Source organism: Streptomyces sp. NPDC034086 (genome assembly GCF_055575515.1).
The window spans coordinates 51,962-78,628 of sequence record NZ_JBVISM010000016.1 but is presented as its reverse complement, the minus strand read 5'-3'; the positions used below and the strand labels follow the sequence as shown (position 1 = coordinate 78,628).

27 protein-coding genes and 1 pseudogene are annotated in these 26,667 nt (G+C 73.0%); 12 read left to right on the top strand and 16 right to left on the bottom strand.

Annotated elements, in window-relative coordinates; all coding sequences use genetic code 11:
• Nucleotides 1-63: 63 nt before the first annotated feature.
• Both ACZ514_RS27640 and ACZ514_RS27635 read left to right on the top strand, forming a co-directional pair.
• A complete protein-coding gene (locus ACZ514_RS27640) occupies nucleotides 64-2,526 on the top strand; it encodes a glycoside hydrolase family 2 protein (RefSeq protein ID WP_469125927.1) in 2,463 nt (820 codons plus the stop codon).
• A complete protein-coding gene (locus tag ACZ514_RS27635; protein WP_469125926.1) occupies nucleotides 2,523-3,563 on the top strand; it encodes a LacI family DNA-binding transcriptional regulator in 1,041 nt (346 codons plus the stop codon). The genes ACZ514_RS27640 and ACZ514_RS27635 overlap by 4 nt, the downstream gene beginning before the upstream one ends.
• A 62-nt stretch (nucleotides 3,564-3,625) precedes the next feature.
• On the opposite strand, the gene ACZ514_RS27630 is transcribed toward ACZ514_RS27635, so the two are convergent.
• From ACZ514_RS27630 to ACZ514_RS27615, 4 genes and pseudogenes are all read right to left on the bottom strand, one after another.
• The gene (locus ACZ514_RS27630) at nucleotides 3,626-4,093 is read right to left on the bottom strand and encodes an acetylxylan esterase (protein ID WP_469125925.1); all 468 of its coding nucleotides are present in this window, start codon (nucleotides 4,091-4,093) and stop codon (nucleotides 3,626-3,628) included.
• A 63-nt stretch (nucleotides 4,094-4,156) separates the two neighbouring features.
• A pseudogene (locus ACZ514_RS27625) lies at nucleotides 4,157-4,302 on the bottom strand (acetylxylan esterase); the annotation flags it as partial.
• Nucleotides 4,303-4,513: 211 nt separating this feature from the next.
• Nucleotides 4,514-6,151, bottom strand: a complete 1,638-nt coding sequence (locus ACZ514_RS27620) for a cellulase family glycosylhydrolase (RefSeq protein WP_469125924.1) — start codon at nucleotides 6,149-6,151, stop codon at nucleotides 4,514-4,516.
• A gap of 436 nt (nucleotides 6,152-6,587) precedes the next feature.
• Nucleotides 6,588-7,568, bottom strand: a complete 981-nt coding sequence (locus ACZ514_RS27615) for an ROK family protein (protein ID WP_469125923.1) — start codon at nucleotides 7,566-7,568, stop codon at nucleotides 6,588-6,590.
• 318 nt (nucleotides 7,569-7,886) lie between these two features.
• On the opposite strand from ACZ514_RS27615, the gene ACZ514_RS27610 reads away from it, so the two are divergent.
• Nucleotides 7,887-8,639 carry an ASCH domain-containing protein gene (locus tag ACZ514_RS27610; RefSeq protein ID WP_469125922.1) on the top strand — a complete coding sequence of 251 codons (753 nt, stop codon included), beginning with the start codon at nucleotides 7,887-7,889 and terminating at the stop codon, nucleotides 8,637-8,639.
• A gap of 160 nt (nucleotides 8,640-8,799) precedes the next feature.
• Here the strand turns inward: ACZ514_RS27610 and ACZ514_RS27605 are convergent, their stop codons facing one another.
• Complete coding sequence (locus ACZ514_RS27605) at nucleotides 8,800-9,372, bottom strand: ArsR/SmtB family transcription factor (RefSeq protein ID WP_469125921.1); 573 nt, start codon at nucleotides 9,370-9,372, stop codon at nucleotides 8,800-8,802.
• Nucleotides 9,373-9,449: 77 nt separating this feature from the next.
• Here ACZ514_RS27605 and ACZ514_RS27600 point away from each other — a divergent pair, with 77 nt between their 5' ends.
• The 4 genes from ACZ514_RS27600 to ACZ514_RS27585 all read left to right on the top strand — a co-directional run bounded on the left by ACZ514_RS27600 (nucleotide 9,450) and on the right by ACZ514_RS27585 (nucleotide 13,305).
• Entirely contained in the window at nucleotides 9,450-10,184 is a 735-nt protein-coding gene (locus tag ACZ514_RS27600) for a hypothetical protein (RefSeq protein ID WP_469125920.1), read from the top strand.
• Between the two features lie 333 nt (nucleotides 10,185-10,517).
• Complete coding sequence (locus tag ACZ514_RS27595; RefSeq protein WP_468700779.1) at nucleotides 10,518-11,858, top strand: pectate lyase family protein; 1,341 nt, start codon at nucleotides 10,518-10,520, stop codon at nucleotides 11,856-11,858.
• 203 nt (nucleotides 11,859-12,061) lie between these two features.
• Complete coding sequence (locus tag ACZ514_RS27590) at nucleotides 12,062-12,586, top strand: SigE family RNA polymerase sigma factor (RefSeq protein WP_468700781.1); 525 nt, start codon at nucleotides 12,062-12,064, stop codon at nucleotides 12,584-12,586.
• Nucleotides 12,586-13,305, top strand: coding sequence for a hypothetical protein (locus tag ACZ514_RS27585; RefSeq protein ID WP_469125919.1), 720 nt, complete (start codon nucleotides 12,586-12,588; stop codon nucleotides 13,303-13,305). Before ACZ514_RS27590 ends, ACZ514_RS27585 begins: the two co-directional genes overlap by 1 nt.
• 59 nt (nucleotides 13,306-13,364) lie before the next feature.
• On the opposite strand, the gene ACZ514_RS27580 is transcribed toward ACZ514_RS27585, so the two are convergent.
• The 6 genes from ACZ514_RS27580 to ACZ514_RS27555 all read right to left on the bottom strand — a co-directional run bounded on the left by ACZ514_RS27580 (nucleotide 13,365) and on the right by ACZ514_RS27555 (nucleotide 18,695).
• The gene (locus ACZ514_RS27580; protein WP_469125918.1) at nucleotides 13,365-15,404 is read right to left on the bottom strand and encodes a pectinesterase family protein; all 2,040 of its coding nucleotides are present in this window, start codon (nucleotides 15,402-15,404) and stop codon (nucleotides 13,365-13,367) included.
• Nucleotides 15,405-15,821: 417 nt separating this feature from the next.
• Entirely contained in the window at nucleotides 15,822-16,298 is a 477-nt protein-coding gene (locus ACZ514_RS27575) for a DUF3618 domain-containing protein (protein WP_468700784.1), read from the bottom strand.
• Nucleotides 16,295-16,714: a phage holin family protein gene (locus ACZ514_RS27570; protein ID WP_468164646.1), complete on the bottom strand. Its 420-nt coding sequence runs from the start codon at nucleotides 16,712-16,714 to the stop codon at nucleotides 16,295-16,297. Before ACZ514_RS27570 ends, ACZ514_RS27575 begins: the two co-directional genes overlap by 4 nt.
• 234 nt (nucleotides 16,715-16,948) lie before the next feature.
• A complete protein-coding gene (locus tag ACZ514_RS27565) occupies nucleotides 16,949-17,095 on the bottom strand; it encodes a hypothetical protein (RefSeq protein WP_469125917.1) in 147 nt (48 codons plus the stop codon).
• Entirely contained in the window at nucleotides 17,092-17,805 is a 714-nt protein-coding gene (locus ACZ514_RS27560; protein ID WP_469125916.1) for a DUF3618 domain-containing protein, read from the bottom strand. Before ACZ514_RS27560 ends, ACZ514_RS27565 begins: the two co-directional genes overlap by 4 nt.
• 218 nt (nucleotides 17,806-18,023) lie before the next feature.
• Nucleotides 18,024-18,695 carry a hypothetical protein gene (locus ACZ514_RS27555; protein WP_469125915.1) on the bottom strand — a complete coding sequence of 224 codons (672 nt, stop codon included), beginning with the start codon at nucleotides 18,693-18,695 and terminating at the stop codon, nucleotides 18,024-18,026.
• Between the two features lie 292 nt (nucleotides 18,696-18,987).
• Between ACZ514_RS27555 and ACZ514_RS27550 the strand changes: the two genes are divergently transcribed.
• Entirely contained in the window at nucleotides 18,988-19,536 is a 549-nt protein-coding gene (locus tag ACZ514_RS27550) for a phosphatase PAP2 family protein (protein WP_469125914.1), read from the top strand.
• A gap of 164 nt (nucleotides 19,537-19,700) precedes the next feature.
• Nucleotides 19,701-20,516: a hypothetical protein gene (locus tag ACZ514_RS27545; RefSeq protein WP_469125913.1), complete on the top strand. Its 816-nt coding sequence runs from the start codon at nucleotides 19,701-19,703 to the stop codon at nucleotides 20,514-20,516.
• Between the two features lie 387 nt (nucleotides 20,517-20,903).
• Here the strand turns inward: ACZ514_RS27545 and ACZ514_RS27540 are convergent, their stop codons facing one another.
• On the bottom strand, nucleotides 20,904-21,515 hold the full coding sequence (locus ACZ514_RS27540; RefSeq protein ID WP_469125912.1) for an SGNH/GDSL hydrolase family protein: 612 nt from the start codon (nucleotides 21,513-21,515) through the stop codon (nucleotides 20,904-20,906).
• A 194-nt stretch (nucleotides 21,516-21,709) separates the two neighbouring features.
• Between ACZ514_RS27540 and ACZ514_RS27535 the strand changes: the two genes are divergently transcribed.
• Nucleotides 21,710-22,462, top strand: coding sequence for a nucleotidyltransferase domain-containing protein (locus tag ACZ514_RS27535; protein ID WP_469125911.1), 753 nt, complete (start codon nucleotides 21,710-21,712; stop codon nucleotides 22,460-22,462).
• A 70-nt stretch (nucleotides 22,463-22,532) separates the two neighbouring features.
• On the opposite strand, the gene ACZ514_RS27530 is transcribed toward ACZ514_RS27535, so the two are convergent.
• On the bottom strand, nucleotides 22,533-23,006 hold the full coding sequence (locus ACZ514_RS27530; protein ID WP_468700802.1) for an SgcJ/EcaC family oxidoreductase: 474 nt from the start codon (nucleotides 23,004-23,006) through the stop codon (nucleotides 22,533-22,535).
• A 145-nt stretch (nucleotides 23,007-23,151) separates the two neighbouring features.
• Nucleotides 23,152-23,949: a maleylpyruvate isomerase family mycothiol-dependent enzyme gene (locus ACZ514_RS27525; RefSeq protein ID WP_469125910.1), complete on the bottom strand. Its 798-nt coding sequence runs from the start codon at nucleotides 23,947-23,949 to the stop codon at nucleotides 23,152-23,154.
• A 146-nt stretch (nucleotides 23,950-24,095) separates the two neighbouring features.
• On the opposite strand from ACZ514_RS27525, the gene ACZ514_RS27520 reads away from it, so the two are divergent.
• Together ACZ514_RS27520 and ACZ514_RS27515 are read left to right on the top strand one after the other, a co-directional pair.
• The gene (locus tag ACZ514_RS27520; protein ID WP_469125909.1) at nucleotides 24,096-24,761 is read left to right on the top strand and encodes a hypothetical protein; all 666 of its coding nucleotides are present in this window, start codon (nucleotides 24,096-24,098) and stop codon (nucleotides 24,759-24,761) included.
• A 242-nt stretch (nucleotides 24,762-25,003) separates the two neighbouring features.
• Nucleotides 25,004-25,345 carry a HopJ type III effector protein gene (locus tag ACZ514_RS27515; protein ID WP_468164669.1) on the top strand — a complete coding sequence of 114 codons (342 nt, stop codon included), beginning with the start codon at nucleotides 25,004-25,006 and terminating at the stop codon, nucleotides 25,343-25,345.
• 127 nt (nucleotides 25,346-25,472) lie between these two features.
• On the opposite strand, the gene ACZ514_RS27510 is transcribed toward ACZ514_RS27515, so the two are convergent.
• Nucleotides 25,473-26,006 carry a DUF7822 domain-containing protein gene (locus tag ACZ514_RS27510; protein WP_469125908.1) on the bottom strand — a complete coding sequence of 178 codons (534 nt, stop codon included), beginning with the start codon at nucleotides 26,004-26,006 and terminating at the stop codon, nucleotides 25,473-25,475.
• 181 nt (nucleotides 26,007-26,187) lie between these two features.
• Entirely contained in the window at nucleotides 26,188-26,667 is a 480-nt protein-coding gene (locus ACZ514_RS27505) for a MarR family winged helix-turn-helix transcriptional regulator (RefSeq protein WP_468165353.1), read from the bottom strand.

Genomic DNA, 26,667 nt, shown 5'->3' with positions numbered 1-26,667 from the left:
GAGGGCTACGTTGTCCGGGTCGTATACGCATCCCGCCGCAGTCGGGCGATTGGAGCCGCACACATGAAGGACGTCACCCAGCTGACCGAGGGCTGGAGCCTGCGCCATGAGGACGCGCTGCTCCCGGCCCGCGTCCCCGGCTGCGTCCACACCGATCTGCTCGCCGCGCAGGTCATACCCGACCCCTTCATCGGCCGGAACGAGACAGAGATCGCGTGGGTCGGCCGGCAAGGGTGGTCCTACCTCGCCGAGTTGAGCCACGGCAGCGCGCACGAGCGCACGGACCTGGTCTTCGACGGACTCGACACCGTCGCGGAGATCGTCCTGGCCGGGGAGGTCCTCGGGACGACGCGCAACATGCACCGCGCGCACCGCTTCGACGTCACGGGCCGCACGGGTCCTCTGGAAGTGCGCTTCGGCTCGGCGTACGAGGAGGCGGACCGGATCCGCGCCCTCACCGGGGAACGGCCGAACGTCTACCCCGAGCCCTTCCAGTACATCCGCAAGATGGCGTGCGGCTTCGGCTGGGACTGGGGCCCCACCGTCGTGACGGCGGGCATGTGGCGCCCGGTGCGCCTGGAGCACTGGTCGACCGCCCGGCTCGCCGAGGTCCGTCCGCTCGTCACGGTCGACGGCGCGACCGGCCGCGTGGAACTCCGGCTGCGGGCCGAGCGCACGGAAGGCGGCACCGGCCGGGCGCTGACCGTCCGGGCCACCGTCCGCGGGGCGCAGGCGCAGGAGCAGGCGCAGGCGCAGGCCGAGGGCCGGGTCTCCTTCACCGGCGACGAGGCGGTGCTGCGACTCGAGGTCCCCGAACCGCGGCTGTGGTGGCCGCGCGGTTACGGTGAGCAGCCGCTGTACGAGCTCGACGTCACCCTTCTCGACGAGGAGCAGGGGCCGCTCGACGTCTGGCGGCGCCGGATCGGCTTCCGCACCGTCGAACTCGACCGCTCCGCCGACGCGCACGGAACCGCCTGCACCTTCGTCGTCAACGGCGTACGGATCTTCGCGCGCGGGGTCAACTGGATCCCGGACGACGTGCTGCCCTCCCGGATGACGCCGGACCGCTACCGGACGCGGCTGCGCCAGGCCGCCGAGGCCCATGTCGACCTGGTGCGCGTCTGGGGCGGCGGCATCTACGAGGACGACGCCTTCTACGACGTCTGCGACGAGCTCGGGCTCATGGTCTGGCAGGACTTCCTGTTCGCCTGTGCCGCCTACCCGGAGGAGCAGCCGCTCCGGGGCGAGGTGGAGGCGGAGGCGCGTGACAACGTTGTCCGCCTGATGCCGCACCCCAGCCTGGTGCTCTGGAACGGCAACAACGAGAACCTCTGGGGTTTCCGCGACTGGGGCTGGGAGGGGCCGCTCGCCGGCGACTCCTGGGGGGAGGGGTACTACCTGGGCGTGCTCCCGCGCACCGTCGCCGAGCTGGACCCGACCCGCCCGTACACGGCGGGCAGCCCGTGGTCGGGCTCCTGGGACCACCACCCCAACGATCCCCGCCACGGCACCCACCACTCCTGGGAGGTGTGGAACCGCCAGGACTACGCCGAGTACCGCGCGAGCGTCCCGCGTTTCGTCGCCGAGTTCGGCTGGCAGGCACCGCCCGCCCTCGCCACCCTGCACCGCGCGCTGCCCGGCGAGCGGCTGGCGCCGGACTCCCCCGGCATGCTCCACCACCAGAAGGCCGAGGACGGCAACGGCAAGCTGAACCGGGGCATCGCACGCCACTTCCCGCTGCCCGAGTCCGACTTCGACCGCTGGCACTATCTGGCGCAGGTGGTGCAGGCGCGGGCCGTTGCGGCGGGCATCGAGCACTGGCGTGCCCACTGGCCGGTGTGTGCCGGCACGGTGGTGTGGCAGCTCAACGACTGCTGGCCGGTGAGCTCGTGGGCGGCGGTCGACGGCGACGGCCGGCTGAAACCGCTGTACCACGAACTGCGCCGGGTGTACGCCGACCGGCTGCTGACGCTGCTGCCCGGCGAGGACGGGCCGGTGCTCGCGGTGGACAACCAGTCGGGCACGGCCTGGCAGGCGGAGGTCAGCCTGCGGCGGGTCGACGCGGACGGCACCGTCCTGGCCCGCTCCGTGCTCGCGGTCGGGGTCCCGCCGCGCTCGGTCCGCCGGCCGGCGCTCCCGTCGGAACTGCTGCCCGCGCCCGGCTCCGTCAAGGAGTTCCTCGTCGCCGACGCGGACGGGCTGCGCGCGGTGCACTTCCCGGTACCCGACCGCGAGTTCGCCTACCGACCCGCCAGGTACGACGTCCGGCTGGAGGCCGTCGCCGGGCAGGGCGGGGCGGCCACCGGGCCGGGCCCGGCGGTCGACGTGGTGGTGACGGCGCACACCCTGGTGAGGGACCTCCTCCTCCAGCCCGACCGGATCGCGGCCGCGGCGAGCGCGGACCGGGGGCTGGTCACGCTGCTGCCCGGTGAGGAGACCCGGATCCGGGTGAGCGGCTGCGGGGATCTCGGCGTCGACGGCGTCGAGCGGGTGCGCGCGGCCCTGTTCAGCGTGGATCCGGCGTGAGCGCACCCGCGCCCCGGGTGACCATCAACGACGTCGCCGCGCGGGCCGGCGTGTCCAAGGGGGCCGTCTCGATGGCGTTCAACGACCGGCCGGGGGTGTCGCGGGCCACCCGGGAGAGGATCTTCGAGGTGGCCCGGGAGCTGGGCTGGGCCCCGCATCAGACCGCGCGGAGCCTGTCCGGCCGCCGGGCGGGCATCGTGGGCCTGGCCATCTGCCGCCCAGCCCGCCTGCTCGGTCTGGAGCCCTTCTACATGGAGTTCGTCTCCGGCATCGAAAGCGTCCTGACGGAGCGTTCCTGCTCTCTGCTGCTGCGTCTGGTGCGGGGCCTCGACGAGGAGGCCGCCCTGTACGGGGAGTGGTGGCGGAGCAAGACGGTCGGCGGGGCGATCCTCGTCGACTTCCTCCAGGACGACCCGCGGATCCCGCCGCTGCGCGCGCTGGGGATGCCCGCGGTGGCCGTCGGGCATCCCTCGCTGACCGGCGGTTTCCCCTCGGTGTGGACGGACGACGCCACGGCGGCGGCCGACGCGGTGCGGTACCTGGCGGCGCTCGGCCACCGGCGCATCGCCCGCGTCGGCGGCCCGGCGGGGCTCGGGCACAGCGCCATCCGCGCGAGGGCCTTCGAGGCCGCGATGGCGGAGCTCGGTCTCGACGGCCGCCGCCAGGTGTCGACGGGGTTCGCCGGTGAGGAGGGCGCCCGGGCGACGCGCGGCCTGCTCCTGACGCGTGACCGGCCGACGGCCATCGTGTACGACAACGACATCATGGCCGTCGCGGGGGCGGCCGTGGCGGCCGAGATGGGGCTCGTGGTGCCGGACGACGTGTCCCTGCTGGCCTGGGACGACTCGCAGCTGTGCCGGCTGACGCACCCGCCGTTGTCGGCCCTGAGCCATGACGTGCACCGCTTCGGCGAGGAGGTCGCACGGGCCCTCTTCGAGGTCATCGCGGGCACCTGGAGCGGGGCCCTCCAGGTGTCGACTCCGTCACTGACGCCCCGGGGCTCGACGGGGCCGCCCCGTTCGCGTCGGAGCACCTGACGAGAGGCCGTACCTCCTGTGCCGGGGTACGGCCTCTCCGGTCCCGGTTCCGGCTTCGCGGATCAGCGCCGGCGACCCGTCCGTCCGCCGTCGGCGGGGGCGAGTCCGTGCGCGCGCAGCCAGCGCAGGTGCTCGACGGCGGTCGCTCCCCGGCCTCCTGCGTGATCGCCGAAGGGCCATTCCCTGATGTCCTTCTCCCCCGCGTAGGCGTCGAAGGCGGCGAGGACGGTGGACGGAGGGCAGACCGGGTCCATCAGTCCGGCGCTGAAGAGTGCGGGAGCCGTGGCCCGGCGGGCGAAGTGCACGCCGTCGAAGTGCCCCAGCGTGGCGAAGACCTGTTCCGTCGCGTACGGGGCGTGGTGGCGGAGGTGGTCGACGAGTTCGGTGTACGGCCCCTCGGTCGCCGTCTCGGCGCCGCGCCGGATGTGGCAGAGGAACGGTACGTCCGGCAGCGCTCCGGCGATGCGGTCGCCGACGAGCCCGGCGACGGCCAGGGCGAGGCCGCCGCCCTGACTGGCACCCTGGACCACGATCCGGTCGGGGTCGACGTGGGGAACGGAGCGGGCGACGTCGACCGCGCGTCGACGGGCTGGCCGGCCCAGCCGGGGAACCGCACGTCGTAGGCGTCGAGGGTGGTCAGGGGGGAGTCCGTCACCGGGCGGGTCTCCGGATCCCCGCCCGCCTGCCGGGCCGTCCGCAGGGTCTCGGTCCAGAAGGCGTCGAAGTCCGCGGGTTCCACCGGGGGTTCGACCGCTCGGGCGGCCGGGTGGTGCGGGGGGAGGTCGGTGTACGGCACGGGGGGGCTCCTGACGGTGCGGGCCGGCCGTGCTCGTCCCGGGAACGGGTGGCGCGGCCGGCCGTGGCGGGTTCGGTACGCGGTGCCCTCCCCCGGCGGGCCGGGGCCGGGGGAGGTCTCGGGGCCCCGGCCGCGCGGGGCGGGGCGGTTACGGTCAGGTCCTGGCGCAGGCGGCGCCGTTGAGGGTGAAGGCGGCGGGGACGCCGTTGCCGCCGGTGGACGTGGCACTCAGGCCGAAGCTCACGCTGCCGCCGGCCGGGACGGTCTCGGTCCACGACTCGGGGGTGGCGTGCACCTGGCTGCCCTCCTGGACGACCTTGGCGTTCCAGGCGGAGGTCACCGTCTGCCCGCCGGGGAAGGCGAAGTCGAGCCGCCAGCCCTGGAGGGGACGGGTGCCGGTGTTGTGGAGGGTGACGTCGGCGTTGAAGCCGGTTCCCCAGTCCTGCAGCCGGTACCCGACGGTGCAGCTTCCGGTGACGGGCCCGGCCGTGGTGGTGACGGCGACGCCCGAGGAGCGCGGTGAACGGTTGCCGGCGGCGTCGCGGGCGTACACGGCGAAGGTGTGGGGCGTGGCGGGGGTGAGCCCCGTGAGCGTGGTGCTCGTGCCGGTGGTGGCCGTGACGGCGGTCTCGGTCGATCCGTCGACGCGGACGACCTCGTACCCGGTGACCCCGGTGTCGTCGGTGGCCGCGGGCCAGGTCAGCCGGGCGCCGGTGGCGGTCACCTCGGACGCGGTGGGCGCGCCGGGGGCCGTCGGAGCCTGGGTGTCGCCGCCTCCGGTGCCGGCGTAGACGCTCGCCTCGCGGGAGGTCTGCCGGATGCCGTCGGTACCGTTGAACAGGCGCTGTCCCCACGGTGTGAGCCGGCCGGCGTCGAAGTCGGTGGCGAGGTCGAGGTATTCCACTCCCCCGCCGTTGCCGCTCCACGACCAGCCCAGGTAGCCGAGGCCCAGCTGCCGGGCGGTGGCCATGATGGCGTCCTCGTCCGGGTTGCCGTCGGAGTTGTCGTTTCCGAACTCGCCTACGACGAGCGGGAGTTTGCGGGTGACGAAGCTGTTCAGGTAGTTCCGGACCTCGACGGCGGTGTCGTAGACGCCGTACATGTGGACGGAGAAGACGGTGTTGCGCTCCGGGTCGGCGGCGAAGACGGCGGGTGCGCCGTCCCGCATGGTGTTCGACCAGTCCTGGCCCCAGTTGGGTGCGTCCGCCATGAGGGTGTGGTGGAAGCCGGCGGCGCGCAGGCGCGTGACGGCGTTCTTGGTGTCCTCGGTCCAGGCGCTGTGACCGGTGTTGCCGTGCGGCTCGTTGCCGAGGTTGACGATGACGTACTTCTCCTGGCCCTTGACCGCTCCGGCGATCTCGAGCCAGTAGTCCACCGCCTTGGCGAGGGACACTGCTCCGCTCTGCTCGCCGTAGCCGGTGGTGTCGTGGGCTTCGAGGACGCAGACCAGCCGGTTGGCCTTGCACTGGGTGACGATGTGCGCGACGTCGGCGGCGTCGTCCTTCGTCCAGCGGTCACCCGTACTGAGCACGATCCTGGCCGAGTTGGCGCCGAGCGCCTTGAGGTCGGCGAGGGCGCGGTCGGTCCTGCCGGGGTACCAGGTGTGGGCGTGGTTGACGCCGCGGAAGACGAAGTCCTTGCCGTTGGCGTCGAGGAGACGGCCGTCGGCGACGTGGAAGCCGGCGGCGGAGGCGTCGGAGGTGCCGGCCGCGTGGGACGGGGCGGGCGCGGTGGTCATCGCGGCGGCGACGGCGAGCAGGGCTCCCGCGGCCGTGGCCAGTGTCCGGTGCATGTGTGGTGCTCCCAACTCGGTCGCGCGCACGCCGTGGTCGGTGCCGTGGCGTGCGGGCTTTCCTGACATGGAGGGTGCGGTGCTTCCGGCCCTGTGGAACGACGTGTCGCCGGAGGCGATGTGCGGGCCGGTGGATTCCCGCTGCCCGGTGTGTTGCTGCGGCTCTCGCCGGACAGCGGGAGGAAGTGCGCCGAACCGGTGGGGTGGGTCGTCCCCGCCCGGTCGTGGCGTGGCGGATGCGCGAGACGCCCGGCGACCGAGGACGAGGCTAGAGGGGAGCGGGGCCGGAAAACAATAGGCATGACCTAACCGGTTAAGTTCTCTTTTCGGCTCGGCGCCGCACAGGCGCGGCCGGCAGACCCGGGTCGCCGCGGTGCGCCCGGGCGACCTCCGTGTACCGGACGAAGTCGGCCGGTACGACGACTGTCTCGCCGGGTCACCGACGGTGTACGGGATCACCCGGGGCGCCGGCCCCCGCACGGAACAGGCCGGCCGACCTGGCGCCGGCCGCGGCCGCCCCGATCAGCCCGGCGTCGAGCGCGTGGGCCGCCGGCGCCACGGGGACGTCTCGGGTGAAGTCGAGGACCGCATAGTCGGCGAGGTGGTGGCGGAGCGGCCCGAAGAGGGTTTCGCCGGCCTGTGCCACTCCGCCGCCCACGACCACGAGGTCGAGTTCGACCAGGGCCGCCGTGGCCGCGATGGCGGCGGCCAGGGCCCGGCCCGCGCGGTCGAAGGCGGCGCGGGCCCTCGGGTCGCCCGCACGGGCGGCGCTCGCCACGGCGGCGGCCGTGGGGGCCACCCCGGGCGGCGGCGTCCAGCCGGACTCCAGGGCGTGGGCGGCGATGGCGGTGCCGCTGGCGAAGCGCTCGACGCAACCGCGCGCGCCGCAGGGGCAGCGGGGACCGTCCTGGTCCACGGTGATGTGGCCGATGTGGCCCGAGTTGCCCGAGCGGCCGGGGTGCGGGGCGCCGTTGAGGATCAGACCTCCGCCGACACCGGTGGAGACGACCATGCACAGCGCGTTGTCCACGCCTCTGGCCGCTCCCGTCCAGTGCTCGGCCGCGGCCATCGCCACGGCGTCCCCGACGAGGACCGGCCGGATCCCGGAGGGCAGCCGCGGGTGCTCCCGCACCCGGTCCACGAGCGGGAAGGAACGCCAGGCGGGGATGTTGACCGGGCTGACCGTGCCGGCCGTGGTGTCGACGGGCCCCGCGCTGCCGATGCCCAGGCAGGAGAGGGCGGACCAGCGGGGGTGGGCGGACAGTTCGTCCAGGACCGCCCGAACCGCCGCCATGAGCTCCACCGCGGAGCCCTGCGCGGGGGTGGCCCGCTGAGCCCGGGCCACCGGCCGGCCGTCGGTGTCGACCAGGGCGCCGGCGATCTTCGTACCCCCGATGTCGAGTGCTCCGTACACCATGGTGAGGAAGCCTTTCGTAAAGCGTGGACAGTGGCGTGCGTGCACACTCTGAAGGCCCGATGACAACGTTGTCCAGTTAACGGGTTCAGTTAAGTCCTCGTTTAGCAAAACGGGCGCTGATCCACCCACTCGGCCTGGACGGCAGGGGCCCGGTTCGCCGGTTGTCCGGACGAGGGAGTTCGGTCACGGCGGGCCGAAATCCCGTGGAGGCCACCTGGGTGGCGTGGAATGATCTTGGCGACTGGCGGCGAAAGGGAGGGCCGAGACGTGTACGTACCGTCATCAGCACGAGTTCTCGATGCTGACGAGCGTGAGCTCGTGGAGCTGGCACGCCGCACCATCGACGCGCATACGGACGCCGGGCCCGACGAAGACGGGATCCACACGATGGGGGCCGCGGTCATGGCCGCCGACTACCGGATGTTCGCCGGCGTGAACCTCTACCACTTCACCGGCGGGCCCTGCGCCGAACTCGTGGCCCTGGCGGCCGCACGAGCCCAGGGCGCCCGCCAGATGCGCTGCATCGTCGCCGTGGGAAACCACGGGCGTGGGGTCATCGGCCCGTGCGGGCGCGACCGGCAGGTCTTCGTGGACCACTACCCCACCATGCGCGTCATCGTGCCCACGCCCGCGGGGCCCAGGTCCGTTCTCGCCGCCGACCTGATGCCGCTGACTCAGCGATGGACCCCGGAAGGCATGAAGGGTCTCGACCCGTCGCTCTACCAAGACCCCGAGACGGCCGGTCCCCCGATCATCCGGTTCCACCCCCGCTACCTCGATGACGTCCGCTCGGGCGCCAAGACCAGGACCACCCGCTTCCGGGACCCGACCCAGCTCGGGCCGGCACGGCTGGTGTTCGAGAGCGACCCCGAAGTCGTCCTGGCGGCAGAGGTGACCGGCATCAGGCACTGCCTGGTCAGCGAACTCACCCACCAGGACGCCCAGGCCGAGGGGCTGACGACCGCGACCGGACTCCGGGAAGTCCTCGAGGCCCACTACCCCGGTCTGGCGGGAACCGACGAAGTCGACGTCATCACCTTCCGGACCGTCGACGGGACAGGCTCCGCCTGAACCGCGGAGGCACCAGCGAGGACCGGGGCGCCGCAGCGGCGGAGAAGGCCGTGACGGCACCCGACCGCCCGGCTCGGCGGCCCGGCGCGGGTGCTGGACGGGCAGACCGTTGACCACGGCGAGCCGGCGGGGGCCGCCCCGCGGCCTGCGTGATCAACGGTCAGTCAGCGGGCAGGCCGAACCAGCGGAGGAGTACGGGGCGGGCGTCGTCCGGGGCGTCCTCGGGCCCGCGGGCATAGCGCGCGAGCAGGGCCAGATAGTCGTCATGGAACGCGTCCAGCTCACCCTTCGTGAGGTGGATGAGGCTGCGTGAACCCCGCATCCAGCCTTCGGACCCCGCCTGTTCGGCGGTGAACCGCCGGGCGAGCTCGAGGTCCTCCTCGAGCCTCATCCTGTCCAGCTCGGCCGACACGGCACGCTCGGCCTCCGTCAGCTCGCCGTGCGGCGGTCTGCGGATGTCGAGCCCGCGCACCCCGCGCCACCAGCGCTCCCGCCCGGCGGAGCGCTCGGGGATGTCCTCGATGAGACCACTGCGCTCCAGCATGCGCAGGTGGTAACTGAGCGTCCCGGTGTTCTCGCCCAGGGCGGTGGCCAGCGTGGTCGAGGTGGCCGGGCCTGACGCGCCGAGGTGGCGCAGGATCCGCAGGCGCAGGGGGTGCGCGAGGGCCTTGAGCGCCTCGGGACTGTCGATCGTGCGCCGCTCCGCGGCTTCCGCTCTCCGCTCTTTCGTCATGGCGGCAGTCTACCCACGGCGCAGATATTTCTCTGCAGAGCTTCCTCTGCAGAGAAACCTCTGCAATGCTTGTGCCCATGACGACGAACCGAGTGACCTCGCACCGCACAATCCGCCGCTTCACGCGTGCCGTTGCCGGAGCCCTGCTGGCGGGGGTCGCCCTGGGCGCCGCACCCGCGCAGGGGGCCGAACGGGCCATGGGCCTGCCCGAGTTCGACTTCTCCGCCTGTCCGGCCGTCGATGAGCTTCCCGCGGGTGCGGACCCCGGCACCTGGCGCTGCGGGGTCATGCACGCCACGGGGCGTCTGCGCATGGGCTCCATGGACGAGCCGCTCACCGAACCCATGAGGATCGCCTTCGCGGAGGGACGTGTGGGCGGCGAATTCCGCCAGGTCTTCGGGGAAATGACCGCGGCGCCCATCCGGGCGGGACGCGCCCCGTTGACCCTGACTCCGCAGTACGGCGGGTACTCGGACTTCCTGTCCGACGACACCCGGCGCGGCGAGTTCGACATCACCTTCGCCATGGGCGCGTCTCACGGGCCGCTGGCCCGGCCGTCGTCGGGCTGCTCGGTGGGCAGCGATGACGACGCGGTCCACCTGGTGCTCAAGGACACCCGTCCCACACAGGTGATATCCAGGGACCCCCTGGTCGTCACCTTCGGCGCCCAGGACGTGGAGTTCGCCGCCCCGGGCACCAGTGGCTGCGGCCCTCTGAGTCCCGTGCTCAACCGGGCCCTGGGGTTGCCGTCCCCGGCGGGGACGAACTCCTTCACCATGGATGTCACGGTCGCCATCCGGCCCTACGCGTAGTCCCTTCGATGAGCGATCGCCGCTGGAGAGCCGCAGCCGGCCGGGCGGGTCCAGGTCGTTCGGCTCGCCCGGGCCGTCGGTCAGCGGCTCCCGACACCGCGCGGGCGTCCTCGTCCCTCACCCCCGGCGTCGCCCACGCCGGGACGGCGGATCCGGGGCGGCCGCCTCTGGTTTTCGCGATCCCCCGGGCGTCCGTCCGTCGTGCGGCCGCGGCCTTGTGACGTACGTCGCACCACTTCTTCGGCCTTCCCGGCAACCCCGGTGGGGGGCGGCGGCAACTGGACGAGGTCAGAGCAGAATTCCGCTCCCACTCCGTACGAGGACCACTTACCGATGCCGACTTCCTCCCACCGCCGTCTCCCCGCCCGCCGCCGTCTCGTCCTGGTCACCACGGGACTCGTCGCCGCGGCGGGACTCGGCGTCCTGCCGTTCGCCACGCGCGCCGACGCCGGAGCCGTCGACCTCGCGCACGACCGCCTGGCCTCCCAGGACGGCTGGGCGTCGAGCGGCTCCGGCACCACCGGCGGGCAGGCCGCCGACGCCGCGCACGACGTCACCGTCACCACACGGGCCGAACTGGTCAAGGCGCTCCGCGCGGGCCCGGCCGGCGCCCCCAGGATCATCCGGGTGAAGGGCCGGATCGACGCCAACACCGACGATCAGGGGCGTCCGTTGACCTGCGCCGACTATGCGAAGGGAACCGGGTACACGCTCGCCGCCTATCTCAAGGCCTACGACCCCGCGGTATGGGGGCGGTCCAAGGTGCCGTCCGGCGCCCAGGAGTCCGCGCGGGCGGCAGCGCAGGCGAAGCAGGCCGAGCGGGTGGGCATCGCCGTGCCGTCGAACACCACCGTGATCGGCGTGCCCGGCACCGACGCGGGCATCAACGGGGGCAGCCTCCAGGTGCAGAAGGCGGACAACGTCATCATCCGCAACCTGACCTTCGCCGACACCCGCGACTGCTTCCCCCAGTGGGACCCCACGGACGGCTCCGAGGGCAACTGGAACTCCGCGTACGACGCCGTCACCCTGCGGGGTGCGACCCATGTGTGGGCCGACCACAACTCGTTCACCGACGGCCCCCGCTACGACGCCTCGAACCCCCGCCACTTCGGCCGCGAGTACCAGGTCCACGACGGCGCCCTCGACATCACCAACGCATCGGACCTGGTCACCGTCTCGTACAACCGGTTCGCCGACCACGACAAGACCATGCTCATCGGCAGCAGCGACAAGGACACGAAGCTGCGGGTCACGCTCCACCACAACGTCTTCCAGGGCATCGTGCAGCGCGCACCGCTCGCCCGGGTCGGACAGATCCACCTCTACAACAACCACTTCGACACCACCCCGCGCAACGGCTACACCCACAGCTACAGCGTGAACGCGCGGGCCGGCGCCCAGATCGTGGCGCAGAACAACCACTGGACCCTCTCCTCCGACCGCAAGGTCTCGCAGCTCCTGTCGGGTGACGGCACGGGCGCGTTCGCGGGCAGCGGGAACATGGTCAACGGCTCGGTCACCGACCTCGTCGCCGCCCACAACGCCGTGAACAAGAAGAAGATCCAGCCCGCCGTCACCTGGAAGCCCGCCCTCGCCAAGGGGCTGGAACCGTCCGCCGCGGAACTGCCCGCGTCCCTCGCCCGCAGTGCCGGCGCGGGCGTCCTGAAGTGATCCACCACACCGGTGCCCGGGCGGGTGCGCTCGCCCCGCCCGGGCACCCCGGCGAGCAGCCGCCGCCGACGCGAGCACCGCTGCGCCCCGCCGGGACCGTGCTGACCGGCCGGTTGGTATGCTCACCGTCCCTCCGACGGGCGGGCACGGACACCGGCACGGACTCGGGCAGCAGCGAGGACAGACCTGAGGGAGACTCCGCCATGACCCTGGACGACACGTCCGCGGAGTTCCACGACTTCTTCGAGCGGCACCACGCCGAACTGGCCCGCCTGGCCTACCTGCTCACCGGTGAGGCGGACAGCGCCGACGACCTGGCCGCCGACGCCTTCGTCGCGCTCTGGCACCGCTGGGACCGCGTGCGGCGGGCCGACCATCCGGTGGCCTACGCCCGGGGCGTGGTCACCAACATGGCCCGGGCCCGCATCCGCGCCCTCACCCGCGAACGGCGCCGCGTCCACCTCTTCTGGACGGCCCTTCCCCTCCGCGCGCAGCATCCCGACGTGGACGCGGTGATGGACGTGCGCCGGGCGCTGGCGCGCCTGCCGTTCCGCAAGCGTGCCTGCGTCGTGCTGCGCCACGCGCTGGACCTGTCGGAGAAGGACACCGCCCTCGCGCTCGGGACGTCCGTCGGTACGGTGAAGAGCCAGACCTCCAAGGCCATGGCCGAACTGCAGCGCCTCCTCGGCGCGCAGGCCGCCGAGGAACTGACCGGAACGAGGAACTGATGGAGGACCTGAAGCGCCGGCTGCGGGACGCGGCGGCGGCCCACACTCCCGACCGCGACCGGATGCTGGAGCGGGTCCGGCTCGGCACGTCCCGTACCGTGCCCGACCGGCGTGCGGACCGGCCCCTGTCCTGGCCGCGCGTCACCCTCGCCACCCTGGCCTCCACGGCAGCGCTCGTGGTGGGCGGATACGCGCTCGCCCCCGCCTTCCCCACGGAGGGCACCGGCCGGGCGGCCGCCACGACGCCCACGGCGCCGGCGCCCGCGTCCCCCTCCTCCGCCCCTTCCACGCCGTCCGCACCGCGGGGTACCCAGGACGGGCCGCTGCGCTCCGAGGGCGCCGTCGATGCGCAGCCCAATCCCTACTGGTCCCAGAGCACCATCACCCTCCACACCGGTGCGCCCCTGGCGGCGCTGACGCTGGAGGTCCGCGTCGCCCAGACGGGAGGCGTGGCCTCCACCGGCGCCTGGCGGACCCTGCCTGAGGGCGACTTCACCCTGACCAGCACGGATGAGGGCGGCGTCCTCCTCTACCGGTGGACGCTCAAGCCCGGCCGGACCGTCCCCGCGGGGCAGCACGTCTTCGCCGTCCAGTACAACCACGCCCCGGGCGCGCGGCCCGTGGCCGGCGATGCCTACGCGGCGACGGCCGCCTCGGCGACGGGACAGCGGTACACCGTCACCGGCACCTTCCGCCCGGCGGCGGGCGCGACGGGCTGACGGGGGGCCGGGGGCCGGGAGCCACGCGGCGGCGTCGCTCCCGGCCCTCTCCTCCCCTGCTACGGGGTCCAGCCGCCCAGCCAGTCCGAGACCTCCTGGGACGCGGCCTGGGCATCGCTCAGGTGTGGCCGGTCGGTGCTCTTGGGGCCGGCGCCCGGGCCGACGTTCATGTACTCGGCGAAGCGGTCGTCCTTCCAGGAGAAGCCGCCCATGTCGGTCCAGGGCGCGTGCTTGATCGCGGCGCTGAGGGTGCAGTCGCGGAAGGTGGCCTGCGGGTCGACGGCGGCGTCGCCGCCCGGGTGCCAGTTCCGGCCGAGATGGAAGGAGGACGCGGCCACGTCACCGTTGACGGTGGACCGGTTGACGAGGATGCCGTTGCGGCCCGCCGGGGTGCTCGGGGCGGTGATGTAACCGGCCGAGGTGCCGTTCCAGCGCTTCTTGAGGGTGATGACCGACTGGTCGATCACCGCGGTGGCGCGGCCGAAGACGAAGTCGACGTTGCCCACGATGGAGGAGTTGGTGACGTAGACGCGGCCGGGCTTGTCCTTGGCCGCGGTTTCCAGTTCCAGGGTGTCCTGGTCGCCGGTGACGATGATCGCGTCCAGCACGATCCTGTCCGCGGCCGTGAGCAGCGCGACCGCCTGGTGGCCGTCCACGGACTGGTGCGCGGCCTCGTCGAAGTCGTTGGAGACGGTGAGGTTGCGGAGCTGGGAGTCGTCCGACCGGATGGCGACCGTGGCGCTGCCCGGAGTGCCGTACGTACCCGAGCCGTCGGGCTTGCGCAGCCCGGACGCGTTGCCGTACACGATCACCGTGTCCTTGCGGCTCGGGCCCGACCCCTGGATGGTGACGTGCGGCTTGTCGGCCGGCACGTTCACCGTCTCGCGGTACGTGCCCGGCTTGACCGAGATGACCACGCGGGAAGCGTTGCCGGCGGGTACGGCGTCCACCGCGGCCTGGACCGTCTTGTACCGGCCGCTGCCGTCCTGCGCGACGGTGAGCGTCCTGGTGGCCGGGGCGGCGGTCGCGGCCGCCGTCCCCAGGGCACTCCTCGGCCCGGAACCGGATTTCACCAGCGCGGGGACCTTGTCGGCGGCGTCCGGGGTGTAGCGGTAGTACGCCGTGGGGTCGAAGGCCGTGCCGCCGCTCTCGTTGCGTCCGCTCGTGCCGGAGAAGATGTTGCCGCGCTGGACGAGGGCGGCGGTGGAGTCCCTGATCACCGGGTTGGCCATGCCCTGGAAGTAGGAGTTCTCCAGCAGCATCCGCGTCCTGCCGCGCGCGTAGTTGCCGTAGGCGGAGGTGACGGCGGTGCCCGGGGTGTCCTCCATGAAGTTGTTGTAGAGGTGCGCGTGGGCGGCGTTGTCGGTGGACGGGTTGCGCTGCTCCGTCTCGCGGATCCAGTTGTGGTGGACCGTGATGTCGGTGACGACGTTGTCGGTCCACCCGATGCCGAAGGCCTTGTTGGCGTTGCTCAGCCTGTTCCAGGACACCGTCACGTACGTGCTGTCCTTGCGGACGTCGATGAGTCCGTCGGCGGTGTGCCGCAGGTCGTTGTGGTCGATCCACACGTGGTGGGCGCCGTCCATCTGGATGGCGTCGAAGTCGTGCTCCTTGTCGTTCCACTGGCCCTGGTAGGAGTCCCTGATCGTCAGGTTCCGGATGATCACGTTGTGGACGCCCTGGCCGAGGAAGAAGCCGCCGCCGACGATGTGCCCCCGGGTGCCGGAGCCGATGACCGTCTTGTGTGAAGCGACCTTGATCTCCTTGCCGACCGGGGCCATGTCGATCGTGCCGGACACGACGATGACGTAGGGCTCGGGGGCGGTGGCGTACCTCTCGAGCTCGGCGAGCGACGTGACGGTAACGGTCCTGCCCCCGCGGCCGCCGTACGTGCCGTTCTGCCCGAGCGCGTCGACAGAGGCGAATCCGTCGGCGGCGGCGGTCGCCCAGGCGGGGGGTTCCGCGGCCGCAGCCTTCTCACCCAGCCCGAACGCGGACCCGTGGGCCACCACGCCCGATACGGCCAGGATCAGCGGCACCCCGAAGGCCAGGACCCTTCTGGGTCTGCGATGACGGGCCGTACGGCGGATCGAACTCATGGGCGGTTCCGTTCCGTGGGGAGGAGTGGTCACCCGTGGGGTTGCCGCCGGGACCCGGAAGGTTGCCACCGCATCGCGAAATCGCCATGGAACCGGATGTCCGGCCGCCGGGCCGGGGTAGGCGCCCGGTACCGGGGTGCGGTCCGGCCATCCCGGCCGCGACGGGGCCGCACTCCGGCCGCGCGCCGGCGAGCGGGCGGCGGCGATCACCAGACGTACGCCCCGTGGGCCGGTCGGGCCGGCATGGGTCGGGCGCCGGACGCCGCCGGGGTGTGCGCGGCGGCGTCCGGCGCCCTGTAGGTCCCGGACCGCCCGCCGCCCGGTGGCACCCCTTCGGGTGAGCGGCATGCGGTGGTCAGCGCGGCGGCGGCCGCGGGGTTCGGCCCGTGGTGCGCGGTCAGGCGATCCGGGATCCGCTCACCGGCGCCGGCGGCTGCGGCTGCGGCGCAGCAGCAGGAGGGCGAGCGCGGCGGCCGCGGCGAGCAGCCGGGTGCGGTTGGCCCGCGCCATCGTCGCGGCGCGGCCGGCCTTCTCGCGGACCGGGTCCGGGGTCTTCTCCCTGGCGAGCTGACCGGCCCGTGCCGCGGTGTCGCGTACCTGGGCGGCCGCGTGGGCGGCCTTGTCGACCACCGGATCGGGGGTCTTGTCCTTGACCAGCTGCGCTGCGTGTGTCGCCTTGTCCCGGAGCTGGTCGGTGACGAGGGCCGCCTTCTGGGCGGCCTGGTCCTTGATCTCGGCCGTCTTCTCCTTCGTCTGGGCCTTGATGTCGGCTTTCGCCGCCAGCGCCTCGACGGTCTGCCCCAGTTCCTCGCGGGTGTGCTCGACCTGTTCGCGCAGCTCCTCGGGAGTGGGCGCTGCTTCCTTGTCGCCGTTGGGGTGGGAGGGGGTGCTCATCGGTGTGCTGCCTCCTTGATCTCGGCCACGTCGGCCTTGACGCTGTCGATGGTCTTCTCGGGCGCGGGGGTGCCGGCCTTGGCGATCTGCTTCTTCCCGGCAGCCGCCATCCCCGCGGCTACGGCTGCCAGCAGGGCGGCGACGATGAGGGCCGACGCCCAGACCGGCAGGGCCAGCGCGAGGGCTGCGATCACGGCGCCGACCAGGGCCTGCGCCGCGAGGACGGCGACCAGGCCGGCGCCGCCGAAGAGGCCGCCGCCCACGCCGAAGCGTTTGCCCTTCTGGGCCATCTCGGCCCGGGCCAGCTGCATTTCCTCACGGACCAGCTCCGAGATCTGCTGTGACGCCCGCGAGACGAGGTCACCCACCGATTCCCCGGTCCTGTCCTGGCCTGCCGGCCGTCCGACGGTGTTCATGGAAGCCCAACCCTTTCTTCCACTCGTGAGGTCCGGATCTCTCCCATTCGGAGCGCGCCTACCCCGCGACGTGCTGGTCACCCGCAGCGATGTCTCGGCTTTGACCCGGCACGTGACGTCCTCGGCACGTGACGACCTCGGTACGCGCCGTCAGCCGTCGCGGGTCGCGCGGACGGGCCCGCCAGAAGACCGCGAGCCCGCGTCGTCCCCAGGGGGTCCCTGCCGAGGGCGGCCTCAAGCGGAGCCGGAGGCGCCGGGGGTGCGGCGCACTTCCTCGGCGGCGTCCTGACCCACCTGGCGCAGCCGCTGTGCCGTCTCCTGACCGGCGCTCCGCGCGTGGTCCCTGGTCGTCTCCGCGGCGACCTGGGCGGTGCTCTTCACGCCTGCACGGCCTGGGCCGCGGGCGCCTGCATCTCCTCCTTCACCTCCTGGACCGCTTCGACGACCGTCTGCCTGAAGGGTTCCAGCAGTTCTTCGGAGTGCTCCCGCAGGTGCCGGCCGGCGCGTTCCTCGGCCTCGGAGGCCGGCAGGAGCGCGGCCGTGAGCATCCCGGCGCCGAAGGCGATCAGCCCGGCGGCCAGGGGGCTGCCCTGGGGCTGCCGCTTCACTTGCGCGGGCGCCTGCTGGAGGGTCTCGCTCACGGTCCCGCCGACGTCGCTCGCGGTCTCCGCGATGACGTCCGTGGCCTGGCCCAGCCCTTCGGAGACGCCGTGCGCCGTGTTCTGTGCCGTGCCCATCACACGCTCCCTCACGCCGCCGACGCGGCGGCGCGCGGAAGTGACCTTGCGCTGCGCCGTCCTGCGGGGGGTCACCCTGTCCGCGAGGGCGTCCACGGTGCGCGCCAGGTGAGCGCGCCGGTACTCCGCGTCGGTCCTCAGCTCGTCGGGTGTCGGGCCCATCGCGCATCCTCCTTCAGCGACTCCACGGTCCGTGCGGGCTTGAGGTGGACCGCGCCAGCCCGCACGTCCGCTCACGTAGAGCGCCGCGCCGACGGCGGCCCGCAATGCGGTGACGATCAGCGCGGCCCAGGCGATGTGGATCACGTTGGCCATCCCGAAGACGACCGTGAGGCCGGCGAACAGCATCGCCATGTGGCCGGCCTAGCCGGCGCCTCCCAGCGGTCCGCTCGCTTTCCCGGCTTGGTGATCTCCTGCGTGGGCTCGGCCTTCGCCATTTCGGTCTCGGTGCGGACCAGCCCGGACACGTCCTGGCCGATCGCCTCGACCACTCACCGACCGACGGCTCGGCGGCCTGGTGGCGAGGCGGGGTGTGGCGCGTGGGCCGTTCCTGGTACGCGGTGGCCACGGTTTCACATCCCTTCCGCCGGGCGTGACGGGCCGCCGTGGGGCGGCGCACCACCGGCCGGCGGGCGGGACGGCGGTGTCGGCACGACATGCGGGGGCTGTGACTGGCCGTAGGTGTCAGTCAGGTCGTCGTAGCCGGCCGGTGGGCCGGCGCGTTCGACCGCAGGAGCACCTCCATCGGTCCCGGCCCTCCTAGGGGCCGCCGGCCCTCTGCCGTTGCCGTGGCCCGTACCGGAGTCGGCGGAGGCGGCCGCGCCGATCCCTTTGCGGGCCCTGCCGGCCACGAACCGGGCCACGGCCCCGCCCGCGAGGAAGGCTCCCGGGCGGCGGCGGGCAAACTCCTGGAGGTCGTCGACCAGCCCGCCGGGCCCGCGCCGCTCGATGCGGTCGGCGGCCCGGCTGCCGCCGTCGGCCAGCTCCCGGGCCATACCGGCCGGGGTGGAGTCGGGCTCGCCGCTCCCGCTCACCTCCCGCAGCTCCTGCGCGAGCCGGCGCACCTGGTCCGCCAGACTCCTGGTCTGCGTCTCCGCCTGTCCCTGGAGTTGATGGCGCAGGTCCGCGGCGAGACCGCGGGCCTGGGAGGAGGCCTCGCCGACGAGGTGGGCCGCCTGCTCCTTCGCCGTGCCGCCCACCTCGGCGGCCTTGCCGCCCACCAGGGTGGCGCCCTCAGCCCCCAACCCTCCCCGTCGCGGCTCGGCGGCTCCGTGTTCGAGGGGGGTTTCCCGGCCGGCCGGGCCCGCCCGGCCGCAGCTCCCGGGTGTCCTTCGGCCGAGCCGCGTTCTACGGTGGAAGAGGCGGCCGGACCTGTGAGCGGCTCGCGGCCGTCGCGGCGGTGGGCACTTGCCCTCCCTCCCCCTTTCCGGCAGGTGCCCACCCGACCCGGCCGCGAGGCGACCAGCCCCGTCCAGTCCGTCGGTGTCTGTCGGTGGAGAGCGGTCTCAGCGGCTCCGGTGGGGGAAAGTGCACTCCATGAGGCTTCCGGCACCGCTGCGAGCGGGCGAGAACACGCTGACCAAGCGCATGGCGTCCTGGGATTCGCCCTGGGCGCGCGGCGTGCTCCCGCCGGTCGAGGACGCGGCCGAGCACACCAAGCTGTGGTGGGCCGCCGCCGCTCTCATGGCCGCCGGGGGCGCACGGAGGGGGCGCAGGGCCGCGGCGGCCGGCGTGGCGGGGATGGCGGTGGCGCAGGTGCTGTCCAACGGAGTCGTGAAGCAACTCGTCGAGCGCCGCCGCCCGCCGAAGGAGTGGTTCCCGCACGAGGACGTCGAGGACCGGCCGGACAGCTCCTCCTTCCCCTCCGGGCACACCGCCGCGGCGGTCGCGTTCGCTGCCGCCGTCGCCCCCGGCTGGCCATGGGCCGCCGCCGCGTGCGCCGTGCCCGCGGTTCTGGTGTCGATCGAGCGGGTCCACAGCGGCGCGCACTACCCCTCCGACGTCGCGGCGGGAGCCGCCGTAGGGCTGGCAGCCGCCGCCGTGGTCCGGGCCGCGCCCCGCCTGCTGCCGCGCCGCCCCGGGTGAGGCATCGGCCGCAGGCCCGGATGCCCCGCCGGCAAGCAGGCCCCAAGGTCGTCGACCCACGGTCGACGGGGTTCTTCCCGGATCCGGCAGGGACGTCCAGGGGTTGCGGCCCTGGCTCCGCCGGGGAGGAGTTGGCCGCGTCCGGGCGCCCCTATCCTGGGCCGGTGTACGACACCTCCGAGGCTCTGGCGACCACCCGCTGGCCGCTCGCCGCGTCCGCCGAGACCGGCTGGCTGCGGGAGCTGGCCGGCGACGACGGGCTCACCGGGTTCATGCCACCGGCGCTGCCCGACGCGGCCTGGGTGCTCCACTCCATGTACGCACACGAACTCGGACCCTTCGACATGCCGTTCGTCGAGTACCAGCGGGCCTTCCTGAACAGCACCGGCACCGGCCTCGAGATCATCCCGGGCCTCGACCCCGCGGAGGTGTTCGACGATCCCTCGGACACCTTCGCCCCGTCCAGGGGCGAGCACCCCGGACCGCGCTACCGCCGGCTGCTCTGGGCAGAGCTCGCCCGGGCGACCGGAGATCCCGTGGCCCCCGAGGGCCACCTGCCCTGCCGCAGCTCCTTCCCTTCGCTCCGCGAGCCGGGCGGATGGCCGGTCGGCATCACCAGTCCGTCCGAGGGCAGCCTGGACCGTGCCGACTGGAACCGGCTGGTCGAGGTCCTCACCGAGCACAGCCCTCAGGGCCCGGACACCCGCTGCCTCGCCTACTACAGCCCGCTGGGCCAAAGGGCGGAGGACTTCGACAACCTCCACGTCCGGGCCGGCCGGCTCTCGGACGCCAAGGCCCTGTACGACCACCCCGAGGAGGAGTTCTGGACCCCGTCCAACCTCTGGGCCCGCGACCGGTCCTGGGTCCTGTGCACGGACTACGACTTGTGGTCCACCAAGGTCGCCGGCCCGGCCGCGCTCGTCGAGGCCCTCCTCGGCGACTCGGAGATCGAGGCCGTACGGCTGCCCTGGGCTCCCTGACGGGCGGGTAGTCCTGCGACGATCACCCACATGAGCGGCGCTGACGATCCGACGAACTCGTCCCCCTCCCCCCGGGTCACCCGCCTGGAGTGGGGCCTGATGGAGGTCGAAGGGCTCACGCCGGGGAAGGACTTCGTCCTCTACCCGGGCGGCGGCCACGCGTGGGACTGGGCCGAGCACGGCACCCGGCACCCCCCGGAATCCAGCCCGGGGACGTACAGACTCGGCCCGTGGGCGGCCTCTTTCACTCCACCTGCTGAGGCCGAGCGCCCGGCACCGTCGCCCGGTCGCGGGGAGCCGGGCAGCCCTCAGGAGGCGTCGGTCTGCTGGGAGGAGCTGCCCGGGTCGCTGTTGGGCAGGGCGCCGAGGAGACCGGGGCGAGCGGCTTCAGGTGCGGGGGTCCAGGGAGCCCAGGCCCAGGGTCCGGAGCGTGTGCTCGGCCATCTGGAGGTGGCCCGCGGCGTTGGGATGGGCCGGGTCGTCGAGCCAGGCGATCGGGTCGGCGCCGTCGAAGTGCGCGTTCCAGTACGCCTCGTGGTCGACCAGCAGTGCGCCGGTCTCCTCCGCGAGTTCCCGTACGGCCTGCGCGTACGCCGGGAGCGTGCCGCGGGCGTCGCGGCCGGCGATGCTGACGAGCACCGGGGTGTGAAGGACGATCTGGGTGTCCGGATCGGTGCGCTCGATGATCCGGCGCATGGCGTCCCGGAACTCGTCCAGTCCGGCCAGGCCGGCGCGTGCGTCGTTCGTTCCGAGCGATATGGACAGGACGTCGGGGGCGAAGCGTCCGATCAGGTGCTCGTAGGAACCGAGGACGTCCACGGCGCGCCAGCCGGAGACCCCGGTGTTGACGACGATGTCGGTCAGCCGGTCCAGCTCCCATCGGACGCGTTCCTGCAGGTGTTCGACCCAGCCCCGCGCGCCGTGGGTGTGCAGTACGGCCTGGGTGATGCTGTCCCCGGTGGCCACCCAGGTCATGGGCGCTGCAGAGAGGCGGATCATGCCGTTTCCTCCAGTGTGCGGTCACGGCCCCGGCGGCTGCCGCGTACGGGCGGCCCGAGGTCCTGCTCAAGATCAGAAACATAGCGCCTGATACCTCGCGTACGCCCGTTCGACAGCGAACCCCGCCGGGAGGGCCGCCCGGCGGCCGGAGAATCGACTCGACCGCGATCAGGGATCCTGGCACTCTGCGCCTCATGCGTGCAGACCCGATCGACCAGGCGCGACGTCTCGTCCGCAGCCGATTCCCCGGTGCGCTCTCCGCGGTCCTCGCCGGCTCCACTGCCACGGGACGAGCCACCGCCAGTAGCGACCTGGACCTCGCGGTGCTCATCGAGGACGGCGGAGTGACCTACCGGGAGACGATCCGGTTCGAGGAGCGCGTCGTAGAACTCTTCGTCCACACCCCCACCGGTCTCCTGGAGCTCTTCGCGGCGGACGTCGCGGCACGGCGGGCGGTCCTGCAGAACATGTACGCGTCCGGTGTCGTTCTGGTCGATTCCCAGGGCGCGGCCGGACGTGCCCGCGCCCTGGCCGAAGCGGACCTGCGCGAGGGCCCGCCCCCGCTGGAACCGGAGGCCGTCGACACGAAACGCTACGGTTTGACGGACGCACTGGACGACCTCGGCGACGCGGGTGACCCCCTCGAGCGGCTGGCCGTGGCCGGGTACGTGGTCAATGCCGCGGCGGAGCTGCTCTGCGACCACCACCACGCGTGGATCGGCGGCGGGAAGTGGTTGCCCCGCCGCCTGCTGGAAGCCGACCCCGAGCGCGGGGCCGCCCTTCTCGGCGGACACCACCACCTGTGCGGGTCAGGCGATCCCGCGGCCCTGATCGGCGCGGCGTCGGAGGTTCTCGACCTCGTCGGTGGCCCTCTGCGCGAGGGCTACCGCAGGACCTGGCACGGCAGCAACGAGTCCCTCTCCGCGGCGCGGCGGGTGCGCGGCTGAGCCCCGGCGCCTCGTGAAGCGGCCGGGGCCCGCTGCCGGAGCGGCCGGTCGGGCGGCCAGTCCAATCCGTTCAGCCGGCTTCGACGCTTTCCGGCGCCGGAGGAATGCGGCTCGGAATGTCGAACTCCGGGTACAGCTGAAAAGTGCCCTGACATGCGGTCAGCAGCCACTTTCCGTCTTCTTTGGACATCACGTAGAGCGGCGAATTGGGGTGCCCGTCGGGCTTTCCTTCCAACGTGTAGTGCTGCCCCTTCAGCTTCACCGCCGCTACGTCCGGGCGGATGAACAACACGTCGATCAGCTCATAGGTGACCGTGGCGTTCTCCATGGCGCCGGGCAGAACGCGACGGGTGAACTCCTCGATCTCCGCTATGCCGGTCAGGATCCTGCCGTGTGGTGCGGTGTAAATCGCGTCCTCACGGAACAGGCTCAGGAATTCGTCGCAGAGTTCGTGCTGCTGAGAATGCTGCACCTTGGCGACCACTTCCCGGATCGCCTCGATGTCCTTTTTCTTCTGCTCGTCAATGAGCGTCGCCTCGTCCATGCCGACAAGTATGGAAGGAAATCCCGATCCTCGGTCAAGCGGTCTCCAACAGAACACGAGCCTCCATGGACGCCACGGCGAGCCCGCGGAAGGAACGGCAGCAGAGGACAGGCCCCGGGTGGCCGCCCACCGCCGCCGCTCCGTTCTACTCCTCCGGCTCCCAGGCGCGGAGCAGGTCGAGCAGTCCCGCGTCTCCGTCAACGCGCAGGGATTCGGCGGCAATACGGTCGTACAGGTAGAGGACCAGCTCACTGGCCGTGCCGTGGACGGAGGCGCCGGCCGGGTCCGGGTCCTCGCCGGCCGCGGCAGTGGGCGCGGGGATGCGGGTGGAGCGTGCGCCGTCGCCGTCGACCGTGAGGCGCCAGGAGCGGCCCTCGGCGGTGTGGAAGTCGAAGGCCGTGGGCTTGTGCGGCCAGGTGCTGGGCGTCGCGACGCAGGTGAACAGGAACTCCTCGACGCCGTCGAGTGCGACCCCGGCCGGCAGCGGCTGGGGGGCGCCCGTGGCGAGCTGGGCGTCATAGGTGTGCACCGCGCTCTCCTGGACCCGGTGCCGGGCGACTCCGCCGGAGGTCCGCGGCGTCTGCAGGCCACTCCACCACGCCCAGCAGCCGGCGTCCGGTCCCGCCTCGCGCAGGGTGCTCAGCAGGAGCCGCGTCGACTCGGCCAGCCAGGCCAGCAGGGCCTCGCGCTCCCGGGGCACCTCCAGGGCGGCGCGCGCCGCGACGGCCTCGGCCGGGGGAGCGTCGGCACGCCCCGCTCCGACGATCGCGGCCCAGTAACGGTCTCCCCCGCCCAGGTGCTTGACCAGATCGAACAGCGTCCATCCGGGGCAGCTCGGCACCGGTGCGTCGAGAACGGGCGCGGCGGCGACCACGGTACGGAAGGCGGTCGACCGTTCGTCGATCAGTCGCAGCAGGTCCGGGAACTCAAGATTGTTTTCCACGCCGGATGTCTATCACCGTGCTCCGGTGGCCGGACAGCGATTTTCGGCGGGGCCGGCCGCCGCCTTCCCGTTCCCGGCCGCGCTCTTTACGGGCCCGTGCCCGCGCGGTTACCTGGAGTGCACGCGTATGAGCACGGGGGGCGGGCATGGCGGGTTGGCACGGGGGATGGGCACGCGGGCTCTGGCGGACCGCGGTGGCGATGGCCGTGCCGCCCTTCGCCGCGGCCCTGGCGTACGGGGTCGCCCGGGCGGCGGCGTACGGGTCGCTGAACGGCTGGGGGTTCGTCCTCGGCGGGCTGTTCCTGCCGCTGGTGCTGCTCGGCTGGCACGCCGCCGTCGCCGCCCGGCGCGGCGCCTCGCTGGTCTCGCTGTCCGCCGTCCCCGCCGGTTTCGGCGCCTTGCTGGCGCTCGTCGCCGTGGGGCACCTCGCGCTGGAGGACCGTGGCGTCGAGATCAGCTGCGTCGTGCTGAAGGTCACCGAGCGCACCGAGACGGAGTCCTCCATGGACGCCCAGGGCCACTGGACCTCCACGACCCGGACCTCGTACGGCCACCGGCTGGACTGCCCCGCGGGTGGTCCGGAGCACCTGAGCAGCCCTTCGCGGCTCGCGGAGGAGGGCGAGTCCCTGGCGGTGGTGCACGACCCGCGGGGCAAGGTCTCCCCGCGGGCCGCCGGGCACGTCCACGGCCGGGGCATGCGCACCGCGGCCGGGGTGGCGGTCGGTGCGGCGATGCTCCTCGGGCTGGCCGGCGGGATCCGGGAGGCGTACGAGAAGCGGCGCCCGAGGCCGCGGCGGCCCGCAAGGCGGTGAAGGCGGTGAAGGCGGTGAGACCGGGGCGACGGCCGCCTCCTCGCCTCCGGGGCCGGCGCTCGGAGAGCGCCGCCGGCCTGCCGAGGGCACGGACGCGGACCGCGGGGTCGCGGCGGATCCGGCGGTCCTCCCGCGTGCGCGTTCCGGCATGTGGAGCGGTTCCTGGCGGCCGGCTGCGGAGCGGTATCGTCGTCCGGTCACGGACGGCAATGGGACGTCCGTTCCACCCCAGGGGAACGAACATGGCCGATCTGAACTCGCTGCGGGCAAGCCTTGCGTCGGGTGAGCACGAGTTCGCCGACACCTTGGCCTTCATCGCCGCGCATTACGCGTACCAGCCGCAGGCGTTCCGCAACGGGGAACTGGAGAACGCCGCGGGTACGAACGAGGGCTCCTGCAAGACGCTGGGACTGGCCCTGCTGGAAGGGCTGACCGACGAAGAGGCGCTGCTGGCGTTCGGCGAGCACTACCGCGATGTGCTGGCGACGCCAAACGGCACCGATCACGGCAACATCCGCAACCTCATGGCCCATGGGCTGAAGGGCGTGAGCTTCGCCGGGCAGCCGTTGGCCCGCAAGAGCTGAGCAGCCCCGTCGACTCGGGCGGGGAGGCCCTGCGCCGGGCGCGGCCCCCAGGGGGCCGGACGCCGACGCGCCGGTCGGGGCAGACCCCGTCCCCGGTCCGGCGTCCGCTCCCGGCCCCGGGAACCGGTTATTCGGGGAAGGAGTAGTAGAGCGCGCGGCTGTAGAAGGACCCGAAGTGTTCCTCCCAGTCGGCGCGGACGGAGGCGAGCCAGTCGTCGTTCCGGCCGGCGATCGCCGCCTCGGCCCGGGCGACGGCAGCGGGAATCTCCTCGGAGACCAGCCGCTCCACTCCCGCCACCGGATCCTCGTCCGTGAGGGAGATCATCTCGCCGGTCTCGAGGAGGAAGTACCCCGCACGCTGGTTTTCCAGGTGGCCCGTGGTCTTCTCCACGCATGCGGCGAACTCGTCGTCGTCCTCGAGTCCTTGGCCGACCGCGTTCAGGAGGTCGCGGAGCAGGGCGGCGCCCCGGTCGTAGTCCGCGGCGATGCCGATGCGGGGGCTCCAGATCATGGAGGGGACGATCGTCGTGCCGTACCCGGCCATGAGTTTGTGGGCGAGCGGGATGCCCCAGTTGTGCTCGGACACGCACCGGACCGGCTTGGGGATGTCGTCCCCGGTCGGCAGGGAATCGGCAGAGTAGAGATAGGAACGGTTTGCCATGGCGGCGACCCTAACACCGGGGTCCGACATCCCTGTTGTGGCGCCGACGCCGTACGGTCGGCCCGGCTGACCGGCCGCCGCCGGCGTCCCCTGCTCGGCTTCGGGCACGGCGCGGACGCCGCGCACCGGTGGGTCTGCGACCGCGCGCCGCTCCCCCGCGGCCGGCGGAGATCCCTGTGCCCTACGGGGCGGGAGGGACGGATGCGGGCGGGACCTGCGGGTGGCACGCGGGGGCGGCGCCGTCGTCCTCGGTGCGTGGCCAGTGCCGTCCTTCCAGGGCCTCCGCGCTCCGGTTGAGCCGGATCAGGACGTCCTCCAGCTCCTGGATCTCCTCGGGGGACCAGCCGGCGACCACCCGGGCCAGGCAGGAGCGGTTGACCTCGCGGTCCGCGGCGAGCCGGCGCCCGCCTTCGGCGGTGATGCGCAGCTTGCGGGCCATGCCGCCGTCCGGGTCCGCGACCCGCTCGGCCAGTCCGCAGCGCAGCAGTGCGGCCGTCTGGCGGTTCACGGTCGAGGTGTCGAGGCCGAACGCCTCCGACAGCTGTCCGATGGACATGGGGCCCTGCGTGTCGATCCTGCTGAGCAGGAGGTACGCGGACCGCTCGAGGCGTTCGGGGTCGCGGTCGCGCCGGGCCAGCACCTGGTGCCGTGAGAGCAGCAT